This window comes from Bacillus sp. PS237 (assembly GCF_037963345.1).
Lineage (GTDB): Bacteria > Bacillota > Bacilli > Bacillales > Bacillaceae > Bacillus > Bacillus subtilis.
Window position 1 is genome coordinate 1,266,637 of sequence record NZ_CP150156.1, and the last position, 23,261, is coordinate 1,289,897.

22 protein-coding genes are annotated in these 23,261 nt (G+C 46.2%); 17 read left to right on the forward strand and 5 right to left on the reverse strand.

Features of this window, described 5'->3' with window-relative positions; genetic code table 11:
- The first annotated feature begins 132 nt into the window (after window positions 1-132).
- The 4 genes from fdhF (at window position 133) to NST22_RS06605 (ending at window position 5,186) form a co-directional block, all read left to right on the forward strand.
- Window positions 133-3,090 carry a formate dehydrogenase subunit alpha gene (gene fdhF / locus NST22_RS06590; RefSeq protein WP_003245240.1) on the forward strand — a complete coding sequence of 986 codons (2,958 nt, stop codon included), beginning with the start codon at window positions 133-135 and terminating at the stop codon, window positions 3,088-3,090.
- Window positions 3,083-3,643, forward strand: coding sequence for a DUF1641 domain-containing protein (locus NST22_RS06595; protein ID WP_003232799.1), 561 nt, complete (start codon window positions 3,083-3,085; stop codon window positions 3,641-3,643). Before fdhF ends, NST22_RS06595 begins: the two co-directional genes overlap by 8 nt.
- 196 nt (window positions 3,644-3,839) lie before the next feature.
- Window positions 3,840-4,481, forward strand: a complete 642-nt coding sequence (locus tag NST22_RS06600; protein ID WP_003244850.1) for a DUF4352 domain-containing protein — start codon at window positions 3,840-3,842, stop codon at window positions 4,479-4,481.
- 78 nt (window positions 4,482-4,559) lie between these two features.
- Entirely contained in the window at window positions 4,560-5,186 is a 627-nt protein-coding gene (locus NST22_RS06605) for an NUDIX hydrolase (RefSeq protein WP_010886490.1), read from the forward strand.
- 30 nt (window positions 5,187-5,216) lie between these two features.
- Here the strand turns inward: NST22_RS06605 and NST22_RS06610 are convergent, their stop codons facing one another.
- Complete coding sequence (locus NST22_RS06610) at window positions 5,217-5,495, reverse strand: hypothetical protein (RefSeq protein ID WP_003232791.1); 279 nt, start codon at window positions 5,493-5,495, stop codon at window positions 5,217-5,219.
- Between the two features lie 390 nt (window positions 5,496-5,885).
- On the opposite strand from NST22_RS06610, the gene yjiB reads away from it, so the two are divergent.
- Window positions 5,886-7,076: a monooxygenase YjiB gene (yjiB, locus tag NST22_RS06615; protein ID WP_003232789.1), complete on the forward strand. Its 1,191-nt coding sequence runs from the start codon at window positions 5,886-5,888 to the stop codon at window positions 7,074-7,076.
- A 22-nt stretch (window positions 7,077-7,098) separates the two neighbouring features.
- The gene (locus NST22_RS06620) at window positions 7,099-8,277 is read left to right on the forward strand and encodes a glycosyltransferase (protein ID WP_003232783.1); all 1,179 of its coding nucleotides are present in this window, start codon (window positions 7,099-7,101) and stop codon (window positions 8,275-8,277) included.
- A gap of 40 nt (window positions 8,278-8,317) precedes the next feature.
- On the opposite strand, the gene NST22_RS06625 is transcribed toward NST22_RS06620, so the two are convergent.
- The gene (locus tag NST22_RS06625) at window positions 8,318-8,506 is read right to left on the reverse strand and encodes a hypothetical protein (protein WP_003232781.1); all 189 of its coding nucleotides are present in this window, start codon (window positions 8,504-8,506) and stop codon (window positions 8,318-8,320) included.
- Between the two features lie 173 nt (window positions 8,507-8,679).
- On the opposite strand from NST22_RS06625, the gene NST22_RS06630 reads away from it, so the two are divergent.
- Window positions 8,680-9,492, forward strand: coding sequence for a uroporphyrinogen-III synthase (locus NST22_RS06630; RefSeq protein WP_003245334.1), 813 nt, complete (start codon window positions 8,680-8,682; stop codon window positions 9,490-9,492).
- Window positions 9,493-9,537: 45 nt separating this feature from the next.
- On the opposite strand, the gene fetB is transcribed toward NST22_RS06630, so the two are convergent.
- The 3 genes from fetB to NST22_RS06645 form a co-directional block, all read right to left on the reverse strand.
- Entirely contained in the window at window positions 9,538-10,290 is a 753-nt protein-coding gene (gene fetB / locus NST22_RS06635) for an iron export ABC transporter permease subunit FetB (RefSeq protein ID WP_003232776.1), read from the reverse strand.
- Window positions 10,290-11,042: a phosphate ABC transporter ATP-binding protein gene (locus NST22_RS06640; RefSeq protein WP_003232774.1), complete on the reverse strand. Its 753-nt coding sequence runs from the start codon at window positions 11,040-11,042 to the stop codon at window positions 10,290-10,292. Before NST22_RS06640 ends, fetB begins: the two co-directional genes overlap by 1 nt.
- A 119-nt stretch (window positions 11,043-11,161) precedes the next feature.
- Entirely contained in the window at window positions 11,162-12,136 is a 975-nt protein-coding gene (locus NST22_RS06645; RefSeq protein WP_003232772.1) for a multidrug resistance efflux transporter family protein, read from the reverse strand.
- 131 nt (window positions 12,137-12,267) lie between these two features.
- Here NST22_RS06645 and NST22_RS06650 point away from each other — a divergent pair, with 131 nt between their 5' ends.
- The 10 genes from NST22_RS06650 to NST22_RS06695 all read left to right on the forward strand — a co-directional run bounded on the left by NST22_RS06650 (window position 12,268) and on the right by NST22_RS06695 (window position 23,256).
- Window positions 12,268-12,765, forward strand: coding sequence for a hypothetical protein (locus NST22_RS06650; RefSeq protein WP_003232768.1), 498 nt, complete (start codon window positions 12,268-12,270; stop codon window positions 12,763-12,765).
- Window positions 12,766-13,153: 388 nt separating this feature from the next.
- The gene (locus NST22_RS06655; protein ID WP_003220510.1) at window positions 13,154-13,576 is read left to right on the forward strand and encodes a DUF1641 domain-containing protein; all 423 of its coding nucleotides are present in this window, start codon (window positions 13,154-13,156) and stop codon (window positions 13,574-13,576) included.
- Window positions 13,577-13,615: 39 nt separating this feature from the next.
- A complete protein-coding gene (locus NST22_RS06660; protein ID WP_003232765.1) occupies window positions 13,616-14,794 on the forward strand; it encodes an FAD-dependent oxidoreductase in 1,179 nt (392 codons plus the stop codon).
- Window positions 14,795-14,991: 197 nt separating this feature from the next.
- On the forward strand, window positions 14,992-16,413 hold the full coding sequence (gene uxaC / locus NST22_RS06665) for a glucuronate isomerase (RefSeq protein WP_003245001.1): 1,422 nt from the start codon (window positions 14,992-14,994) through the stop codon (window positions 16,411-16,413).
- Between the two features lie 67 nt (window positions 16,414-16,480).
- Window positions 16,481-17,860 (forward strand): MFS transporter, encoded by a 1,380-nt coding sequence (locus tag NST22_RS06670; RefSeq protein ID WP_003245721.1) that lies wholly within the window; start codon window positions 16,481-16,483, stop codon window positions 17,858-17,860.
- Window positions 17,861-17,964: 104 nt separating this feature from the next.
- Complete coding sequence (allD, locus tag NST22_RS06675) at window positions 17,965-18,978, forward strand: ureidoglycolate dehydrogenase (protein ID WP_003244926.1); 1,014 nt, start codon at window positions 17,965-17,967, stop codon at window positions 18,976-18,978.
- A gap of 5 nt (window positions 18,979-18,983) precedes the next feature.
- Window positions 18,984-20,003: a zinc-binding alcohol dehydrogenase family protein gene (locus tag NST22_RS06680; protein WP_003245542.1), complete on the forward strand. Its 1,020-nt coding sequence runs from the start codon at window positions 18,984-18,986 to the stop codon at window positions 20,001-20,003.
- Between the two features lie 24 nt (window positions 20,004-20,027).
- Window positions 20,028-21,107, forward strand: a complete 1,080-nt coding sequence (gene uxuA, locus NST22_RS06685; protein ID WP_003244855.1) for a mannonate dehydratase — start codon at window positions 20,028-20,030, stop codon at window positions 21,105-21,107.
- Window positions 21,104-21,940: an SDR family oxidoreductase gene (locus tag NST22_RS06690; RefSeq protein ID WP_003245605.1), complete on the forward strand. Its 837-nt coding sequence runs from the start codon at window positions 21,104-21,106 to the stop codon at window positions 21,938-21,940. Before uxuA ends, NST22_RS06690 begins: the two co-directional genes overlap by 4 nt.
- A gap of 47 nt (window positions 21,941-21,987) precedes the next feature.
- Window positions 21,988-23,256, forward strand: a complete 1,269-nt coding sequence (locus NST22_RS06695) for an MFS transporter (protein ID WP_003245531.1) — start codon at window positions 21,988-21,990, stop codon at window positions 23,254-23,256.
- Window positions 23,257-23,261 lie beyond the last annotated feature (5 nt).

A 23,261-nucleotide genomic window follows, 5' to 3' on the forward strand; every position in this document is an offset into this window, starting at 1 on the left:
AATTGATCTACCATTCCGTTTCCCCGTGTTTTTGCAACGAAACATGTGAGTGCGCTTTGTATGTTTTATTGAGTTGTTGTAAGGGAACTGAAATAGGTAATTCGGTATATAAAGCAAGAAAGGGGAATGGAGATGGCTGGCAAGAAAACAATCACAATAAACGGCGTTGAAATGGAAGCGTCCGAGGAACAGACGGTGCTGCAGCTTTTGAATAACAGCTCGATTGAAGTGCCGCAAGTTTGCTATCATCCAAGCTTAGGGCCGATTGAGACATGTGATACGTGCATCGTCAGCATCAATGGTGAGCTGAAGAGGTCGTGCTCCGCTGAATTAAAGGATGGGGATGTCATTGATACGCTCTCACCTGACGTGAAAAAAGCGCAGGTCATCGGGATGGACAAGATTTTATATAATCATGAGCTTTATTGTACAGTTTGCGATTACAACAATGGGGGATGCGAAATACATAATACGGTGAAGGAAATGAAAATCAATCACCAAAGCATTCCGTTTGATCACAAGCCATACCATAAGGATGAATCCCATCCGTTTTATCGGTATGATCCAGATCAATGTATATTGTGCGGACGCTGTGTTGAGGCATGCCAAGACGTTCAGGTAACTGAAACGCTGACCATTGACTGGGAGCGGAAACGCCCGCGCGTCATTTGGGATAACGACGTGCCGATCAATGAGTCGTCATGTGTGTCATGCGGCCATTGTTCAACGGTCTGTCCGTGCAACGCGATGATGGAAAAAGGAATGGAAGGGGAAGCCGGATATTTAACAGGCATCAATAACGAAACGCTGCGACCGATGATCGAGATCACGAAAGGCGTAGAGACAGGCTACGGCTCGATTCTCGCGATTTCTGATATGGAATCGGCCATGCGTGATGAACGAATCAAAAAAACGAAAACCGTCTGCACGTATTGCGGCGTCGGCTGCAGCTTTGATGTCTGGACAAAGGGCAGAGACATTCTGAAAGTAGAGCCGCAGGAGGAAGCGCCTGCCAACGGCATTTCTACTTGTGTGAAAGGCAAGTTCGGCTGGGATTTCGTTAACAGCGAAGAACGCCTGACAAAGCCGCTGATCCGTGAAGGCGATCATTTCCGTGAAGCAGAGTGGGAGGAGGCGTTATTGCTGATCGCCAGCAAGTTCACTGAATTAAAAGAGGCGTTTGGCCCGGATTCTCTCGCTTTTATTACATCTTCTAAATGTACAAATGAAGAATCCTATCTTATGCAAAAGCTGGCCAGAGGGGTCATTGGCACAAATAATGTGGACAACTGCTCTCGCTATTGCCAATCTCCTGCGACTGCCGGCCTGTTCCGGACAGTCGGCTATGGCGGTGATTCAGGATCAATTACAGATATCGCGCAAGCGGACCTTGTTTTGATTATCGGTTCGAACACGTCTGAGTCGCATCCAGTCTTATCCACTCGGATTAAACGGGCTCATAAGCTGAGAGGGCAGAAAGTGATCGTCGCGGATATCAGAAAGCACGAAATGGCAGAGCGCTCAGATTTATTTGTCCAGCCGCGTGCCGGATCGGATATCGTCTGGCTGAATGCGATCGCCAAATATTTAATAGAAAACGGCAAGGCCGATGAACGATTTTTGAGAGAAAGAGTGAACGGACGGGATGAATATGTAAAAAGCCTCGCGCCGTACACACTTGAATATGCTGAGGAGAAAACCGGGATTGATCAAGAAACCCTTATCCAAATGGCAGAGATGATCGGGCAAGCTGACAGTGTGTGCGCATTGTGGGCGATGGGCGTGACACAGCATATTGGAGGAAGCGACACGAGCACGGCGATCTCTAATCTGCTGCTTGTGACAGGAAACTACGGAAAACCGGGAGCAGGTTCTTACCCATTGCGCGGCCATAACAACGTGCAGGGAGCAAGTGACTTTGGGAGTATGCCTGACAGACTACCGGGCTATGAAAAAGTGACGGACGAACAAGTCCGCCAAAAATACGAGCGTGTGTGGGGTGTGCCGCTGCCGAAGGAGCCGGGTATGACCAACCACGAAATGATTGAAAAAATCCATTCCGGACAGTTGAAAGCGATGTATGTAAAAGGTGAAGAAATGGGCCTTGTCGACTCCAATATCAATCATGTACACGCTGCATATGAAAAGCTTGATTTCTTTGTGGTGCAGGACATTTTCCTTTCACGTACAGCGGAGTTTGCTGATGTGGTTCTTCCTGCGAGCCCGAGCCTTGAAAAAGAAGGAACGTTTACAAACACAGAACGCCGGATTCAGCGTTTGTATCAGGTATTTGAACCGCTGGGTGAATCAAAGCCGGATTGGCAGATTATTATGGAGGTTGCCAATAAGCTTGGCGCCGGCTGGCTCTATGAGCATCCTGCAGACATTATGGAGGAAGCAGCCAAGCTGTCGCCGATTTATGCCGGTGTCACCTATGAACGTCTTGAGGGCTATAATTCCCTGCAATGGCCTGTAAACGCTGATGGAAAGGATTCGCCTTTACTCTTTACAGAGCGCTTCCCTTTCCCAGACGGCAAGGCCATTCTCTACCCTGTCCAGTGGACAGAGCCTAAGGAATTCGGTGAGGAATATGATATCCATGTCAACAATGGGCGGCTCTTGGAGCACTTCCACGAAGGGAACCTGACTTACAAATCAAAAGGGATTTCGGAGAAAACACCGGAAGTGTTCTTAGAAATTTCTCCTGAGCTTGCGGCAGAACGAGGGATTCAGGACGGAACCCTCGTCAGACTCACATCGCCTTTCGGAAATGTCAAAGTGAAGTGCCTGATTACTGATCGAGTCAAAGGGAAGGAAGTATATCTGCCAATGAACGATTCAGGGGAAGCGGCGATCAACCTGTTAACAGGCAGCCATGCCGATAAGGATACCGATACGCCTGCTTACAAAGAAACATCGGCCAAGATGGAAATTTTGAAGCACGACGGAATCAGCCCGCTGCCTAAGATCAACCACCGCAACGGCAATCCGCAGCCGCAAATCGGTGTGCAGGTTCATAAGAAATGGGCGCGGAAGGATTATATTTTCCCTGGTGACGCTGTGAAAAGGGGGATGGGCCATAATGGCTAAAGCGATTAAACGAATCCAAAAAATCGAGGTAACAGAAGAGGATCAGCGAAAGCGTGATTTGCGGGAAATTGAAGATGCTCTAATTGACCACAAAGAAGCGATTCTCGAAACATTGCATATGCTGGGCCATATGAACGAGCGCGGGGTCCTGCCGTTGCTCCGCGGCCTTTTTGGTCAAGGGGATAAAGTTCTTGATATCCTGGTGAAAAAGGCAGATACAGAGGAAACAGCCAATACGCTGAAAAATCTGCTTCTTCTGTTTGGAACACTCGGCATGCTGGACGTGAAGCAGCTGGAGCCTCTCATTTTGAAAGTGAATGCGGGTGTGGCAAGCGCTGTAGAGCAGAAAAACAGTGAAGAAAAGACAGGTTATTTTGATATTATCCGCTCGCTAAAAGACCCGGAAATCAACAAATCAATTACACTGCTCTTTTCCTTTTTAAAAGGAATGGGACAAGATACAAAGGAGCTGGAACGCACGACGCAGCCTCCGGAACACCAAAAACATCATCAGGAACCCCGAGAGAAAAGAGGAATGAATAAGCGAGATTGACCTCCCACCCGAGCGGCTTCAGCCAGCTCGGGTTTTTTGATGAAAAGGTCTAATGGACTAGTAAAAAATATTCAAATACTAGGAAGAAGTAAGATTGTGATGAATGAGATAGAAATAATCGTTACTTTCTTACCTGTTAAGAAAAGGGAAAATCTGATTATAATAGAAATCGATTACTTTAGATGGGGGAACAATCATGAAAAAAGTCTTATTACTATTATTTGTCTTGACGATCGGGTTAGCGCTTTCTGCGTGCAGCCAATCGAGCGATGCGTCAGAGAAGGAAAAACCGAAAGAGAAAAAATCGCAAGAAGAGCTTGAAAAGGAACTTGATAAGGAATTGAAAAAAGGCGGTGAGCCGAAGACCAAAAAAGATGATCAAATACATAAAATAGGAGAAACATTTAAAGCAGGACATACGAATTTTACAGTGAATAAAGTTGATAGAGTGCAAAAAGGTGAATATATGAATGTTGGCGGAGCTGTAAATGAGGAGACAAAAACAATAAAAGATGATGAGGAACGGCTTATTATAGAAGTTACGATGGAAAATATAGGGGAAGATTCAATAAGCTACAATTTTATCGGGTTTGATTTAAGAGATAAGAATGATCAATCAGTGCGGCCTGTTTTTTCTATAGAAGAGAAGGGCAGAATCCTTATGGGAGGAACACTAGTATCGGGGAAAAAGGTTACAGGTGTACTCAGTTATGTCATCCCTAAAGGAGAACAGAAACATTACACACTGGTATATAATCCGTTTTTAGCTGATACAAATAGCAGTAATACAGAAGAGAGAGTAAAGGACGATATTGATTACTTGGTGAAGTTAGATTAGATGCTAATTTACAGTTGCACGTTTTTCATCTGTGGAAAACGTGCATTTTTTATAGCGAAACTTGACTTGAAAGGATGAGTGATAAAAGTGCAAACCAAATGGCTGGAACGGGCACAGCGGATTCGGGCGATCGCCCAAGCGGGGCTTGCTTTTTCCAAGGATGTGTACGACAGGGAGAGGTACGAAGAGCTAATGAAGCTTAGCGCGGAAATGATGGCGGATTACTCGGAGAAGGACATTGAAGTTATCACTGATTTATGGCAAGGCGAGAAGGGCTATCCAACACCGAAAGCGGATGTTCGCGGCGCTGTATTCAGAGAGAATCAGATTTTGCTTGTCCGGGAGAAGCATGATGAGCTGTGGTCGCTGCCGGGCGGATTTTGCGAGATTGGTTTATCGCCGGCTGAAAACGTTGTCAAGGAAATCAAAGAAGAGTCGGGGTACGATACAGAGCCGTCTCGATTGCTGGCCGTGCTAGACAGCCATAAACACTCTCATCCCCCTCAGCCTTATCACTATTATAAAATCTTCATCGCATGCAGCATGACGGACGGGCAGGGGGAAACAGGGATCGAGACGAATCATGCCGCTTTTTTTCCGGAAGACAGACTCCCGCCGCTTTCTCCTAAACGAAACACACCCTCACAGCTTAGCATGCTGTTTGACTTTTTGCGCCATCCGGACAAGAAAACGATATTTGACTAAAAAAGAAAGAGCCTGTGGGCTCTTTCTTTTTTATAATGTAATGTGTTTTTCGTTGGCGAGTTTCAGAAGGGTCAAAATAGAATCGGCTTGTTTATGGCCGAGTTTTTGCTTTAATTTGTTTTCTTCAACTAATCGGCTGCCATAAATTTTGACGGAGGCTTTGTCGACGACAGTATGCCAGTTTTCCTGTTTTTTTCCCTCAACAAGCGGTTTTTCATGTCTCTCAGAAAAAGAGAACACAAAGAGTACGAATGCAAGTGAAAGTAGGATTCCGACAACTTGTTTTTTGTAATCAGTCTGTGCTGCCACGTTGTTCTCTCCTTCACCTTTTACCTTCTATTTAATCATAGAACCAAATTATTTTACATAATGGGAAAGTCATTTTTGGAGTTAGTGCATTTGGTTGAAAACAGAGACGTTTTTTGAGCGGAGCGGTGCAATTGAATCCATATTGGATTTGCGTGCTTATGCCTAAGGTCACGTTGTGAGCCAAAACAGCAGTGCAGAATAGAAAAAAATTGAAAGATTATGGTAAGATGAACGAAATTCGAGGGGGAATATATGATGCCTGCATCGAACATCGTGATCGCCTGCCTGCTGTTATCAATTTAATTATTTGTGGTAGTCCCTCTCTTTTTCGAAAGCGGGAGGTGAAGTGGAACATTAATTGCTGAATTCTTTCAAGGGGAGTGACCGTACATGAATGTGTTAAACCGCCGGCAAGCCTTGCAGCGAGCGCTGCTCAATGGGAAAAACAAACAGGATGCGTATCATCCGTTTCCATGGTATGAATCGATGAGAAAGGATGCGCCTGTTTCCTTTGATGAAGAAAACCAAGTGTGGAGCGTTTTTCTTTATGATGATGTCAAAAAAGTTGTTGGGGATAAAGAGTTGTTTTCCAGTTGCATGCCGCAGCAGACAAGCTCTATTGGAAATTCCATCATTAACATGGACCCGCCGAAGCATACAAAAATCCGTTCAGTCGTGAACAAAGCCTTTACTCCGCGCGTGATGAAGCAATGGGAACCGAGAATTCAAGAAATCACAGATGAACTGATTCAAAAATTTCAGGGGCGCAGTGAGTTTGACCTTGTTCACGATTTTTCATACCCGCTTCCGGTTATTGTGATATCTGAGCTGCTGGGAGTGCCTTCAGCGCATATGGAACAGTTTAAAGCATGGTCTGATCTTCTGGTCAGTACACCGAAGGATAAAAGTGAAGAAGCTGAAAAAGCCTTTTTGGAAGAACGAGATAAGTGTGAGGAAGAACTGGCCGCGTTTTTTGCCGGCATCATAGAAGAAAAGCGAAACAAACCGGAACAGGATATTATTTCTATTTTAGTGGAAGCGGAAGAAACAGGCGAGAAGCTGTCCGGTGAAGAGCTGATTCCGTTTTGCACGCTGCTGCTGGTGGCCGGAAATGAAACCACTACAAACCTGATTTCAAATGCGATGTACAGCATATTAGAAACGCCAGGCGTTTACGAGGAACTGCGCAGCCATCCTGAACTGATGCCTCAGGCAGTGGAGGAAGCCTTGCGTTTCAGAGCGCCGGCCCCGGTTTTGAGGCGCATTGCCAAGCGGGATACGGAGATCGGGGGGCACCTGATTAAAGAAGGTGATATGGTTTTGGCGTTTGTGGCATCGGCAAATCGTGATGAAGCAAAGTTTGACAGACCGCACATGTTTGATATCCGCCGCCATCCCAATCCGCATATTGCGTTTGGCCACGGCATCCATTTTTGCCTTGGGGCCCCGCTTGCCCGTCTTGAAGCAAATATCGCGTTAACGTCTTTGATTTCTGCTTTTCCTCATATGGAGTGCGTCAGTATCACTCCGATTGAAAACAGTGTGATATACGGATTAAAGAGCTTCCGTGTGAAAATGTAATAGATAAGGAGACTGGAGATTCATGAAAAAGTACCATATTTCGATGATCAATATCCCGGCGTACGGACATGTCAATCCTACGCTTGCTTTAGTAGAGAAGCTTTGTGAGAAAGGGCACCGTGTCACGTACGCGACGACTGAGGAGTTTGCGCCCGCTGTTCAGCAAGCCGGTGGAGAAGCATTGATCTATCATACATCCTTGAATATTGATCCTAAGCAAATCAGGGAGATGATGGAAAAGAATGACGCGCCCCTCAGCCTTTTGAAAGAATCACTCAGCATTCTGCCGCAGCTTGAGGAGTTATATAAGGATGATCAGCCTGATCTGATCATCTATGACTTTGTTGCGCTGGCTGGTAAATTGTTTGCTGAAAAGCTTAATGTTCCGGTCATTAAGCTCTGTTCGTCATATGCCCAAAATGAATCCTTTCAGTTAGGAAATGAAGACATGCTGAAAAAAATAAGAGAAGCAGAGGCTGAATTTAAAGCCTACTTGGAGCAAGAGAAGTTGCCGGCTGTTTCATTTGAACAGTTAGCTGTGCCGGAAGCATTAAATATTGTCTTTATGCCGAAGTCTTTTCAGATTCAGCATGAGACGTTCGATGACCGTTTCTGTTTTGTCGGCCCCTCTCTCGGAGAACGGAAGGAAAAAGAAAGCCTGTTGATTGACAAGGATGATCGCCCGCTTATGCTGATTTCTTTGGGTACGGCGTTTAACGCATGGCCGGAATTTTACAAGATGTGCATCAAGGCATTTCGGGATTCTTCATGGCAAGTGATCATGTCGGTTGGGAAAACGATTGATCCAGAAAGCTTGGAGGATATTCCTGCTAACTTTACCATTCGCCAAAGTGTGCCGCAGCTTGAGGTGTTAGAGAAAGCTGATTTGTTCATCTCTCATGGCGGGATGAACAGTACGATGGAAGCGATGAACGCAGGTGTGCCGCTTGTCGTCATTCCGCAAATGTATGAGCAGGAGCTCACTGCAAATCGGGTTGATGAATTAGGCCTTGGCGTTTATTTGCCGAAAGAGGAAGTGACTGTTTCCAGCCTGCAGGAAGCGGTTCAGGCTGTATCCAGTGATCAAGAGCTGCTCAGCCGCGTCAAGAATATGCAAAAGGATGTAAAAGAAGCTGGCGGAGCGGAGCGTGCGGCAGCTGAGATTGAAGCGTTTATGAAAAAATCCGCTGTCCCGCAGTAAAAACATAAAAACCGAAATCAATTTGATTTCGGTTTTCTGTTTAAATATTTTTTTTCATCCCGCATCTCCGGCATTCTCTAAGAAATTTTCCGCCTTTTACAGAGCTTTTGAACAGTGTGTAATCACAGTTGTCGCAGCGCCCGCTGCGGGCATCCGGATATTCATTGAATTCGTAAACAATCGATGTATCGTAGCCTTTTGTTTCATATTCTTCTTTTTTGGTTTCCATGTCGATCCTCCGTTACAAGACGTGTCTGCTGTTTATCTTACAGCAAGCTTCCGGCGTATTCAATGGATTTTAGGAGGTTGGGTTTATCTTGATTTCTCCCTTGGTTTGCGCCAAAATAGCTTTATTAAGCTTATATACATAAAAAGCCTATGCAAAGAGGAGAGGAAACGGGTATGGGAAAAGGGTTACTTGGAAAACGCGTGGCAATCGGTGGCTCACGAAAAACGGAAGAAATTAGTACAATCATTGAAAAACAGGGCGGAATACCTGTCATCCGGCCTCTCCAAGGTACAGTTTACTTAGCAGAGAAGCAGGTGGAGCCGGATTTGCGGACGTTTGCGGAAGAAAAAGCTGACTGGGTCATTTTCACGACAGGCATCGGGTTGGAGACTCTTGTCGATATGGCAGAGAAAATTGGACTGAAAGATGAGTTTCTGCAGGCCATTCGCCAAGCGAAAGCGGCATGCCGGGGATACAAAACGCTGTCTGCGCTGAAAAAGCTTGGAATCACACCGGAAGCTTCGGATGAAGACGGGACAACAAGAGGCTTAATCCGTTCCTTGGAGCCTCACGACTTTTCAGGAAAAACAGTCATGGTGCAGCTTCATGGCGAAAAAGCGCCGGCTCTCATGGCATTTCTTGAAGAAAAAGGCGCGTCTGTCCTGCCGATTCTGCCTTATCAGCACATCCCGCCGGAGGAGGAAACGGTGGAGCGGTTATGCCGAGAGCTGATGAACGATGAGGTCGATGCCGTTTGTTTTACAACGGCCATTCAGGTTCGTTCCCTGTTTGATTTTGCCAAGGGGCGAGGTTATATCAATGAAGTGAAGAAGGTATTCGAAGAACGCGCCATCGCAGCTGCTGTCGGAAAAGTGACTGCTGAAGCACTGCGGGAAGAGGGCATTACGAGACTGCTTGCGCCAGAGATTGAGCGGATGGGTGCGATGATTGTTGAGCTGGCCAAGTATTATGAAGAAAAGGAATAACAAGTACAAAAAGCCGCTTTTCCCTCGGAAAGCGGCTTTTGTCTGTCATTCATTTTGCTTCAGCTGCTGATGAACGGTGAATAATGATGGGTATGTCAGCACGCTTAAGATTACACAAGTCAGCGCGGCTGAGGCCATCGTTGTAAACACGATTAAGAGTTGAAAGCGTACTGCCTGAATCGGGTCCGCGCCGGCTAGAATCTGGCCAGTCATCATGCCGGGAAGCTGGACAAGACCCAGTGTTTTCTGGCTTTCGAGCGTCGGGATCATACTCATTTTCATCGCTGAGGTAAGAATGCGCTGTATGGATTGCTTCGGTGTGCCGCCAAGTGACAATATTAATTGAATTTCTTCTTTGCGAACGCCGACTTCTGAGTTAAGCCGGTTTAGAAACAAACTTGAGAGCACCATCGAATTTCCGATGACCATCCCGCTGATCGGAATGACATATCGTGCCGTAAGCGGAATGATATGAAGAGACAGCAGAATTCCCTGCGTCACAATTTCTACGATTGCTAACGCGGCAAACACCCTCCAAAACGAACCGATAGTATTTTTCTTTCGCTTGATGACATTTTGCGCCGCCACCGCGAGCATTAACAGCACCATCAGCAGGATAAAAACAGGGTGGTCTCCGCGAAAAATCAGCGACAAAACATAACCGATGATAAGCAGCTGCACCGCGGCCCGGATGGTGGCGATGATCATGTCTTTTTCTACACCGGCTTTAAAGGATTTTGATAAAAACAAGGCGATCAAAACAAAGATCATCGTTAAAGAGAGAGAAAGGTAATCCATTACCGAGTGCCTCCCTTCAAAAATTCTTTCGCTGCTTCATGCTGCGGAGCGGAGAAAAATGTGTCGGTTTCAGCGATTTCAAGCAGCCGGCCATCTGCCATAAACCAAATGGTATCGGCTATTCGTTTTGCCTGCTCCATATTATGAGTGACCCACATGACTGTCCATTTTTTCTCTTGATGCTGACGTTTGATCAGTTCTTCAATCTCAAGAGCAGAGACCGGGTCCAAGGCCGATGTGATTTCGTCCAACAATAGAATGGAGGAAGGATTTGAGAGCGTTCTGGCCAGTGACAGTCTTTGCCGCTGCCCGCCCGATAAGTCTCTGGCGCTTCTGTCTAACAACTCTGGCGGCAGCCCTGCAAGCGAAGCCAGCTTTTCAGGAGAGTACAGCTGGGATTGATGCAGCCTTTGTACAAGACTTAAATTGTCACGCACTGTCCCGTCGAGCACGGGAGCCGATTGAAACGCGAGGGCTGCCGTTCGCCTCAGCTCATTGACATTCCATTCTCTGACTTCCTTTCCGTATATGTTGACTTCGCCGCTGTCAGGCGTTCTCATTAAATTACACATAGAAAGGAGGGTGCTTTTGCCTGAGCCGGAAGGGCCTAAAACGGCTACGATTGCACCCTGTTGAATGTCTCCGGTGACATCCTGCAGCACATCATAGGTTTGTCCATCTTGTTTATAGCTTTTTCTGACTGATCTGAAGGAGATGGCTGGTATGTTTTGTGTTTGATCGTTTGCTTCCATTACAATAATCACCTTTCAATATAAGTAGGCTGACATTATATTTAACTATAACGTGAAACAGATTCCTTTTGGTAGCACAAATAAAGGAGAACAGGCTTTCACCCATTCTCCTGCAGATGCTACGCAGTCAGATTTGACTGTGCTTTCTTTTTCGGTTTTCTCGGCTGTGAAGCGAAGGTATGTAACATCATCCCCGCTATTATAATGAACAAACCGGCAAATGATAATAGAGATGGGAAAACGCCTGACAGCAGAACAATTTCACCAAGCAGCGCGAAAATCACTTCACCGGATTGAGTGGCTTCAACAGCTGCGAGTTTTTGCGGATTGTCTCTTACCATATCAGTGGCCCAGAAAAATAAAACCGTCGCAATGATGCCTGAGCTGACGGCAACGATAAAGGATTGAACGGTTTGACTTGCTGTTGGAAGGCCATCTGACCACCAGCCGTAAGCTGCTAATATAAGCCAGAATGGAAGGCTTGCCAATGTCATTCCAAGCACGCGCTGAAATGTATCAAGCCGGCCTCCGTATTCTTCGAGCATTCTTCGGTTTCCTAACGGATAGGCAAAAGCCGCAATGACAACCGGCAGCACACTGAAAAGCAGCATCCTCCCAGAAAGCGATTCTGCATGCTGAAGCTGAATCAGAGCCGCTCCAATCAGGATGATCACAGAAGTGCCAAGTGAAACCAGGGGAATCTTTTGGCGAATGAGCTGCGGACCGCCCGGCATATCTTGTTTGACATAAAACAAAGGAGATAAGAGCACCCCGGCTACAATTGTAATTTGCCAGGTTCCAGCTATGAGCCACCCCGGACCGTATGCAGCCGCAAATGTAATCGGTGCGTAAAAAAGCACGAAACCGACGAAGCTCCATTTGATCCAATAAAACGGCTTTTTCCTCATTTCTAGTAAGAGAGGCGTGAATGTCCCTCTCATGATGACAATCAAACATAAAAATGGCACCATAAAAATAAAGCGCAGCGAAGAGCTCCAAAGCCAGCTGCCTCCTGATAACTCCATCGCTCTGTTTAATATAAAGGTAACGGCGAAAAAGAGTGAAGCCAATATTCCGATAACGATAGCTTTCATGATATCCCTCATTCTGGCATTATTTTTTTATACTATACTATTCGGTATCATGCAGATCAATGGAATCATGAGAAAAACATCATGTTTGGCGAACCGCTATATGTGGAAGACAAAAAAGGGAGGTGAAATTGATGGAAAGAGAGACACAGACATACTTCTTTCCGGATGACGGCAGGATTCCGAATCACCCTGATTTTCCGCTCGTGGTGTATCAAAACGCGCTTAAGGACACCGGACTGGCAGAGCGGATCGTCACCCGGCATGGCTGGTCAAACAGCTGGTCAGGGAGTGTTTTTCCATACCATCATTATCACAGCAATACGCATGAAGTCCTGATTGCCCTTAGGAGAGAGGCTGTGATTCAGTTTGGGGGAGAAAAAGGGGCTGCCATCCCTTTCAAATCAGGCGACGCAGTCGTGATTCCAGCCGGAGTCGGACATAAAAAGCTCAGCTCAAGCCCCGATTTTACTGTCCTTGGCGCCTATCCCGGTGGCGTTCAGTACGATATGAAGACGGGGAAGCCGAATGAGCGGGAGGAAGCGGTCAAACAGATTAAGCAGGCGGCGTTGCCGGCGAATGATCCGATCACAGGAAAAAGAGAGCCTCTATTGGAAATATGGGTAAAGTGAAGGGGAGAAATTGCTGGATTGTCAATAACTAGTGCCGCAGAAACGATATGACATGAGCTCCATATAAATTAATTTCATAATCGAAGCAATTCACGTTCAAATTTTGTTCAAAAAGTGTTATCATATAGAAGGTAATCGAATTGGAGTTTTTTGTGTTTGCTATTTTCAGAGAGAGTAAAGGATTTTGACTTATTCAATTGTTTATTTTTAGATAAAAATAATACTGAATATGGCAAGATGAAAAACTGGGTAGTAAACATTTATTTTTGTAAATGATTGTGCATGAATTCACAATCCTTATTCTTATGCCTTAAAAGCGTGAGACAGGGAGAGGCACTACCCTTTCCAAAAAAATCAGCAAACTGCTTATAGTAAAGGAGAATTGGATATGCCAGAAACAATCGATCAAACAAATGCGTCTGTCAGCCAAAGCCAGCAAGATCTTATTGATCAGCTATTAAAGCCAGAAGTTCAAGAATCATTGACTGTTTTAGTTGACCAGCTTCCGAAGCTGACTGAGTTAGTGAATATTTTAACGAAGTCTTATGATTTCGCTCAGTCTGTAGCGACTGACGAAGTGTTAAAGAGCGACACAGTCGGTGCGATCACTGAAATTCTCGAGCCTGTAAAAGAAACAGCGAAAGAAGTAGCTGCGACTGCGATCGAAGCAAAAGACCGCGCGGAAGCAAGCAACGAAACAATTGGACTTTTCGGCCTTCTTCGCATGCTGAAAGATCCTCAAGCTCAAAAGCTGTTCCGTTTTGCTAACAGCTACCTTGAAGTCATGAACGAACGCGAAAACCAAAAATAATCTCAGATTCAAATTGATATAAAGGACGGAGGATATACGATGTCAAAACATATTGTCATTCTAGGCGCTGGTTATGGCGGAGTTCTTTCTGCTCTAACAGTTCGCAAACATTACACAAAAGAACAAGCACGCGTGACAGTGGTAAACAAATACCCAACTCACCAAATCATTACGGAATTACACCGCCTTGCTGCAGGCAACGTGTCTGAAAAAGCGGTTGCAATGCCATTAGAAAAACTTTTCAAAGGCAAAGACATTGATCTTAAAATTGCGGAAGTAAGCTCTTTCTCTGTTGATAAAAAAGAAGTTGCGCTTGCTGACGGTTCTACATTAACTTACGATGCGCTTGTTGTAGGTCTTGGTTCTGTAACGGCTTACTTCGGCATCCCAGGTCTTGAAGAAAACAGCATGGTATTGAAATCTGCTGCCGATGCGAACAAAGTCTTCCAACATGTTGAAGATCGTGTGCGCGAGTACTCTAAAACGAAAAACGAAGCAGATGCAACAATCCTTATCGGCGGAGGCGGCTTAACAGGTGTTGAGCTTGTTGGTGAGCTTGCTGACATCATGCCGAACCTTGCGAAAAAATACGGCGTAGACCATAAAGAAATCAAATTGAAACTTGTTGAAGCAGGTCCGAAGATCCTTCCTGTTCTTCCGGATGATCTTATCGAGCGTGCGACTGCAAGCCTTGAAAAACGCGGCGTTGAGTTCTTAACAGGTCTTCCTGTTACAAATGTAGAAGGAAACGTAATCGATCTGAAAGACGGATCTAAAGTTGTTGCCAACACATTTGTTTGGACTGGCGGCGTACAAGGTAACCCATTAGTCGGTGAATCAGGCCTAGAAGTGAACCGCGGACGCGCGACTGTAAATGACTTCCTGCAATCTACATCTCATGAAGATGTATTCGTTGCTGGAGACAGCGCAGTTTACTTCGGTCCAGACGGCCGTCCATACCCGCCAACTGCACAAATCGCATGGCAAATGGGTGAGCTGATCGGTTACAACCTATTCGCTTACCTAGAAGGCAAAACGCTTGAAACATTCAAGCCAGTAAACTCTGGTACACTTGCAAGCCTTGGACGCAAAGACGCGGTTGCCATCATTGGTGCTAATTCTACACCGCTTAAAGGTCTTCCTGCTTCCTTGATGAAAGAAGCAAGTAATGTACGATATTTGACACATATTAAAGGACTTTTCAGCCTGGCTTACTAATCCTTTTAATGAATCTGGCATTGCCAAAAGCATTCCTTTCCGAGTGCTTTCTGGCAATGTCTTTTTTTATGTTTATGACAGCGTTAACATTTCATTTTCAAAAAAGAGATTGATCCCAAAGGAATATAAAGGTAAAATAAAAACAAATCAAAATGTTAACGTTAACATTTTGAAATAGAATGAAAGACGGTGAGGACATGGAACCCTTCATGGGCAAAAACTTTTTATTGAAAAATGAAACCGCTGTCAGCCTCTATCACAATTATGCGAAAGACATGCCAATTATTGATTACCACTGCCACTTAAGTCCGAAAGAAATCTATGAAAATAAGACATTTCAAAACATCACGGAAGCCTGGCTGTATGGTGACCATTATAAATGGCGCATCATGAGAGCCAATGGAATTGAGGAGACATACATTACCGGAGATGCGCCTGATGAGGAGAAATTTATGGCTTGGGCGAAAACCGTGCCGATGGCGATTGGCAACCCGCTCTACAACTGGACTCACTTAGAATTGCAGCGTTTTTTTGGCATTTACGAGATTTTAAACGAGAAGTCCGGGTCGGCTATATGGAAACAGACAAATAAACTGCTCAAAGGGGAAGGCTTCGGGGCAAGGGATTTAATCGTGAAATCAAATGTAAAGGTCGTGTGCACCACAGATGACCCTGTTGATTCTCTTGAATACCATTTATTGTTAAAAGAAGACAAAGACTTTCCTGTCAGTGTGCTGCCTGGATTTCGGCCGGATAAAGGACTTGAGATCAATCGTGAAGGCTTTCCTGAGTGGGTGCAGGCGCTTGAAGATGCCGCTGCCATATCGATTACAACCTATGATGAGTTTTTAAAGGCGTTGGAAAAACGAGTGCGATTCTTCCACTCAGCCGGCGGCAGAGTTTCTGATCACGCGATAGATACAATGGTATTTGCCGAAACAACAAAAGAAGAAGCTGGACGGATTTTTTCTGACAGATTACAAGGAACAGAGGTTTCTTGTGAAGATGAGAAGAAATTTAAGACATATACGCTTCAGTTTCTTTGCGGTTTGTATGCGGAGCTCGATTGGGCGATGCAGTTTCATATCAACGCTTTAAGAAACACGAATACAAAAATGATGAAAAGGCTCGGACCTGATACAGGGTATGATTCAATGAACGATGAAGAAATTGCTAAGCCTTTATACAAGCTGCTGAACTCAGTTGAGATGAAGAACCAGCTGCCGAAAACGATTTTATATTCACTGAATCCAAATGATAACTATGTCATCGCCAGCATGATCAACAGTTTTCAGGACGGTATTACCCCGGGAAAAATACAATTCGGCACAGCCTGGTGGTTTAACGATACTAAAGACGGAATGCTCGACCAAATGAAAGCGTTATCAAATGTTGGCCTTTTCAGCCGTTTTATCGGCATGCTCACCGATTCCAGAAGCTTTCTTTCGTATACGCGCCACGAATATTTCAGGCGGATCGTCTGCAATTTGATTGGAGAATGGGTGGAAAACGGCGAAGTGCCGCGCGATATGGAGCTTCTGGGAAGCATCGTTCAGGGGATTTGCTATGACAATGCGAAACACTACTTTCAATTTCAAGAAGAGAAAGCAAACGTGTAACAAAGTGTCCGCTCAGTATCGCTGAGCGGATCACTATCCGAAAATTCTTAAGACACAGAGGTGGAACATGCGAACTGAACTGGCAAATAAGGTTGTGTCGGTCGAAACGGAAAAAAGGCTTTCATTGAAAGAGAAAATGTCCTATGGCTTTGGTGATTTTGGCAACGGTTTTATGTTTGATCTCGGCCAGATTTATTTATTGAAGTATTTCACTGATGTAGCGGGAATCCCCGCTGCGATGGCCGGCGGCATTTTTTTAGTCAGTAAGCTGTTTGCAGCGATAACAGATCCAATTGTCGGCTCATCAATCGATTATCGCAAAAACATCGGCAAACGGGGGAAATTCAGGCCTTATCTATTAATCGGCAGCATCGTGCTTGCGGTGCTTACTGTTCTTATTTTTCTGTCTCCCAATGTATCAACGACCGGAAAACTGATATATGCATATGCATCCTATATGATTTGGGGCATCGGCTATTCGTTTGTGAATATTCCGTACGGCTCATTAGGGGCAGCGATGACTCAAAATTCTGAGGACCGGACCTCCATTTCGACGTTCCGCCAAATCGGATCACTTGGCGCCTTGTTTATCACAAGTGTGGCCGTGATGCCGCTGCTCGTCAAGTTTGATAATCCGAAGGTCGGCTACCCGGTGGTCATGGGCTTGTTCGCCGCGCTCGGTGTGTTTTGGTTTTATATTTGCTACCGCAACTGCAAAGAGCGCATTATCATATCGGAAGCACCCAAAGAAAAATTAACACTCTCATCTGTCGTCAAAACATTTATTACAAATAAACCGCTGTTAACCCTTGTCCTGATGACGATTTTTTCAATTTCCGCATACAACATTAAATCCGCCATGCTCGTCTATTTCGCACAATATAACTTGGGCAATGTTGAATTAATGGCTTATATGAACTTCATCATTATTGGTTCTTCCTTTTTGGGCGTCGTATTCCTTCCAAAGCTCGTCAAGATGTTTGGAAAGAAACGAACGGCAATGATCGGCTTTGGCATCAGTGTGGCCGCGGATCTGATCAACTTTATGCTTCCATCTAACGTTTATGTGTTTACAATTCTCGCCAGTATCGCCTTTATCGGAATCAGTATCCCAAATGGCATCACGTGGGCTCTTGTCTCCGATATTATCGACTATGGCGAATGGAAATCCGGTGAACGGAAGGAAGCAACGACATATTCACTTTTCAATTTCTCAAGAAAGCTTGCTCAATCTTTGTCTGGCTTTCTCTCGGGGATCGGTTTGGGGATTATCGGCTATGTGCCGAATGCAGTCCAGACAGCACAGGCGCTGATTGGCATCAAAGCGCTGCTTCTTCTGTATCCGGCCATTGCTTTGGCATTAGCGATGTTCATTATCGGCTTTCTTTATAAACTCACAGACCAGCAGCATGCTCAGATCGTTCAGGATCTTCATCAAAAGAGCTGACAATATAATATAAAGAATATTTAAAATAATTTGTAAATAAAATGTGTTTGTAGGGGTTTCGCTTGGAGAGTGCCCAAAAAACTGAAAAGGAAGGAGGCACTTGCTTGAAAACGATAACAATTGCAGCTGAAGAAGCAAAGGAACTCGTTTGGCAAAAGCTGGACGGTGCCGGTTTGAATGAACGAGATGCTGAAAAAGTGGCAGATGTTCTCGTGCACGCTGATTTGCGCAATGTACATTCGCATGGCGTGCTGCACACAGAACACTATGTGAACAGGCTTTTAGCGGGAGGGATCAATCCTGGGGCACAGCCTGTTTTTAAAGAGACGGGGCCTGTGACCGGGGTGCTTGACGGAGACGATGGTTTCGGTCATGTGAATTGCGACATGGCGATGGACCATGCAATTGACATGGCGAAGAAAAAAGGAGTCGGCATGGTCACGGCCGTAAACAGCAGCCATTGCGGAGCGCTAAGCTATTTTGTGCAAAAAGCGGCTGACGAAAAGCTGATCGGAATGGCAATGACGCATACAGACAGTATCGTTGTCCCATTTGGGGGGAGGACTCCTATTTTAGGGACAAATCCGATTGCTTACGGAGTTCCGGCTAAGCATAAAAAACCGTTTATCCTAGATATGGCGACATCCAAAGTGGCTTTTGGGAAGATTCTGCAGGCCCGTGAAGAGGGCAAAGAAATTCCTGAAGGATGGGGAGTCGATGAAAACGGAGAAGCAGTAACTGATCCTGACAAGGTCGTCTCACTTTCAACATTCGGGGGCCCGAAAGGCTATGGACTATCGATTGTAGTGGATGTGTTTTCCGGATTGCTGGCGGGCGCGGCTTTTGGCCCTCATATTGCCAAAATGTACAACGGCCTTGATCAAAAAAGAAAGCTGGGGCATTACGTTTGCGCGATCAATCCATCCTTTTTTACTGACTGGGATACGTTTTTAGAGCAGATGGATGCCATGATTGATGAACTGCAGCAATCACCGCCGGCTGTTGGATTCGAAAGAGTGTATGTGCCCGGCGAGATCGAGCAGCTGCATGAAGAAAGAAATAAGAAAAACGGAATTTCTATCGCCCGGAGCGTGTATGAATTCTTAAAAAGCAGGTGAGTAAAATGAAAGCGGTTCAAGTGCGAAAAGCGTATGATCTGGTGACAGCGGAGGTGAAGAAGCCAGTTCTTTCAAAGGATGATGAAGTGCTCGTGAAAGTCAAGCGAGTCGGCATTTGCGGTTCAGACATGCACATTTATCATGGAACGAATCCGCTCGCTACCCTCCCGAGAGTCATCGGACACGAGGTAACGGGACAAGTGGAGGCAGTTGGTGCGAATGTACAGAGCCTAAAACCCGGTGATCATGTGGTGATTGAGCCGATTTCTTATTGCGGATCGTGCTATGCCTGCCGCAAAGGGCGGCCGAATGTTTGCGCCAAGCTTTCTGTATTTGGCGTACATGAGGACGGAGGCATGCGGGAATATATTGTGCTTCCGGAAAGACAGCTTCACGCGGTCTCAAAGGACTTGCCTTGGGAGGAAGCAGTCATGGCCGAGCCTTATACGATAGGCGCCCAGGCAGTGTGGAGAGGCCAGGTGGAAAAAGGTGATACCGTCCTGATCCAGGGAGCGGGGCCCATCGGGATCTGTGTGTTAAAAATGGCAAAACTGGCGGGCGCTGCTGTCATGATGACTGACTTGAACAACGAGCGGCTGGCATTTGCGAAAGAAAACGGCGCCGATGCTGTTGTAAATGTCCAAGCAGAACATGTTGCCGAGCGGGTCCTTGAATGGACTGGGAATGAAGGAGCAAACGTGGTCATTGATGCTGTTTGCCTGCCGGAGACTTTTGCACTTTCAATTGAGGCTGTGTCACCGGCGGGACATGTGGTTGTGCTTGGATTTGATGAAAGAGCGGCTCAGATTTCTCAGCTGCCAATTACAAAAAAAGAAGTCACGATAACCGGATCCCGATTGCAGACCAATCAGTTTCCAAAAGTGGTAGAGCTTTTGAATGGAGGCCGGTTAATGCATAACGGGCTGGTGACCCATACATTTTCAGTTGATGACGTTCATCATGCATTTCAGTTTATTAAGGAGCATCCAGATCAGGTGCGGAAAGCCGTCATCACGTTTGATTAAATGACTGAATCCGGAGGTGCGAGCATGAATATGACATTCCGATGGTATGGACGAGGCAACGATACAGTCACACTTGAATACGTGAAGCAAATTCCCGGTGTCAAAGGCATCGTTTGGGCTCTCCATCAAAAGCCCGTCGGCGACGTGTGGGAAAAAGAAGAAATCAGAGCCGAAACTGAATATATTCAATCCTATGGTTTTCATGCTGAAGTTGTAGAAAGCGTGAATGTTCACGAAGCGATTAAACTTGGGAACGAAGAACGCGGCCGGTATATTGAAAACTACAAGCAAACGATCCGCAACCTTGCCGGATTTGGCGTGAAAGTGATCTGCTATAATTTTATGCCGGTTTTTGATTGGACACGCACGGACATGTTCCGGCCGCTAGAAGATGGATCGACCGCTCTGTTTTTTGAAAAGGCCAAGGTGGAAAGCCTTGATCCTCAAGAGCTGATTCGGACGGTGGAGGAAGCATCCGACATGACACTGCCGGGGTGGGAGCCCGAAAAATTGGCTCGGATCAAAGAGCTTTTTGCTGCCTACAGAACGGTCGATGAAGAAAAGCTATGGGACAATTTATCATTCTTTTTGCAGGAAATTCTTCCTGTTGCTGAGGCCTATGGTGTTCAAATGGCCATTCATCCGGATGACCCGCCGTGGCCGATTTTCGGACTGCCGCGCATTATCACAGGAGAGGCAAGCTATAAGAAACTGCGGGCGATATCAGATTCACCGTCTAATTGTATCACCCTTTGTACAGGTTCAATGGGAGCCAATCCCGCTAACGACATGGTGGAGATCGCTAAAACGTATGCCGGCATCGCTCCATTTTCACATATTCGCAATGTGAAAATTTATGAGAATGGCGATTTTATTGAAACATCTCATTTAACAAAGGATGGTTCGATCAACATTCAAGGCGTGATGGAAGAACTGCATAAGCAGGATTACGAAGGATATGTCAGACCGGATCATGGGCGCCATCTTTGGGGCGAGCAATGCCGCCCGGGATATGGCTTATACGATCGGGCACTTGGCATCATGTATTTGAACGGGCTGTGGGACGCTTATGAAGCAATGGCAAAAAAAGAGGTGGGCATATGATCCCGCTGCATGAGAACCTGGCTGGTAAAACGGCTGTCATCACTGGCGGCAGCGGCGTGCTTTGCTCTGCGATGGCCCGGGAGCTAGCCCGTCATGGCATGAAGGTGGCGATTTTGAATCGGACGGCTGAAAAAGGCCAAGCGGTCGTGAAGGAGATAACGGCGGCTGGCGGCACAGCGTGCGCTGTTGCTGCGGATGTGCTGGACAGGATGTCACTGGAGCGGGCAAAGGAAGACATCCTTGGCCAATTTGGCGCTGTTGATCTGTTAATTAACGGGGCTGGCGGCAATCATCCTGACGCGATAACCGATGTGGAGACATATGAAGAAGCGGGAGAAGGCCAATCCTTTTTTGATATGGATGAGAGGGGCTTTCTAACTGTATTCTCCACCAACTTCACCGGTGCGTTTCTGGCCTCGCAAGTGTTTGGTAAAGAACTGCTGAAGGCGGATTCACCCGCGATCATCAACCTTTCTTCCATGAGTGCTTATTCACCTATGACGAAGGTTCCGGCATACAGTGCTGCGAAAGCATCCATCAATAATTTTACGATGTGGATGGCTGTTCATTTTGCCGAAACCGGGCTGCGGGTCAATGCGATTGCCCCAGGCTTCTTTCTGACAAAACAAAATCATGATCTGCTGATCAACCAAGACGGAACGTTCACCAGCCGATCTCACAAAATTATTGCGGGAACACCGATGAAGCGCTTCGGAAAACCGGAGGATTTGCTCGGTACGCTCCTTTGGCTGGCGGATGAATCCTATTCCGGTTTTGTCACTGGGATCACCGTTCCTGTCGATGGAGGATTTATGGCTTATTCAGGTGTGTAACGAAAGCGGTGCAACAGAAACTGAACCAACATAGGGGTGAGGTTGAGATGTTTTCAAAAGATAAGCTTCCCGTTATCCTTTTTTTGTTCCTGGCAGGGGTGATTAATTACCTGGATCGCTCGGCGCTTTCCATTGCAGCTCCTTTTATTCAGGATGATCTCACATTGTCTGCCACACAAATGGGCTTGATTTTCAGCAGTTTTTCGATAGGTTATGCCATTTTTAATTTTCTTGGGGGCGTGGCATCCGACCGCTATGGGGCAAAGCTGACCTTGTTTGTCGCGATGGTTGTTTGGTCGCTGTTTAGCGGAGCAGTCGCCCTCGCTTTTGGCTTTGTCAGCCTGCTGATTATACGCATTCTCTTCGGAATGGGAGAAGGCCCGCTTTCGGCGACCATCAACAAGATGGTGAACAACTGGTTCCCGCCGACCCAGCGGGCGTCCGTTATCGGTGTAACCAACAGCGGCACGCCCCTCGGGGGAGCCATTTCCGGCCCGATAGTCGGCATGATCGCAGTGGCGTTCAGCTGGAAGGTATCCTTCGTTCTCATTATGATTATTGGATTGATATGGGCAGTGCTCTGGTTCAAGTTTGTCAAAGAAAAGCCGCAAGAGACGATCAAGGAAGCACCGGCAATAAAAGCAGAAACGTCTCCCGGAGAAAAAATTCCGCTCACCTTTTACCTGAAGCAAAAAACAGTCCTGTTCACGGCGTTCGCTTTTTTCGCTTACAACTACATCCTCTTCTTCTTTTTGACATGGTTTCCGAGCTATCTTGTCGACGAGCGGGGATTAAGTGTTGAATCGATGAGTGTCATCACGGTCATACCGTGGATTTTAGGATTTATCGGGCTGGCTGCGGGGGGATTTGTTTCTGACTATGTGTACAAAAAAACGGCCCGAAAAGGTGTGCTGTTCTCGCGCAAGGTTGTGCTTGTCACGTGTTTGTTTTCATCAGCTGTCCTGATTGGTTTTGCCGGGCTTGTGGCAACGACTGCGGGGGCTGTCACTCTTGTCGCTCTGTCAGTGTTCTTTCTTTATTTGACCGGTGCTATCTATTGGGCTGTCATTCAAGATGTGGTTGATCAAAACAATGTCGGTTCTGTTGGCGGCTTCATGCATTTCCTCGCCAACACGGCAGGAATTATCGGCCCGGCTTTAACCGGATTTATTGTTGACCAAACAGGCACGTTTTCTGGAGCATTTTTGCTTGCCGGTGGGCTGGCTGTCTTCGCTTCACTTGCTGTGATTCGTTTTGTCCGTCCAATCATTGGTAAGCCAGCGGGAACAGAAGCTGAGAATCCTGTGTCTTATTAATCTGG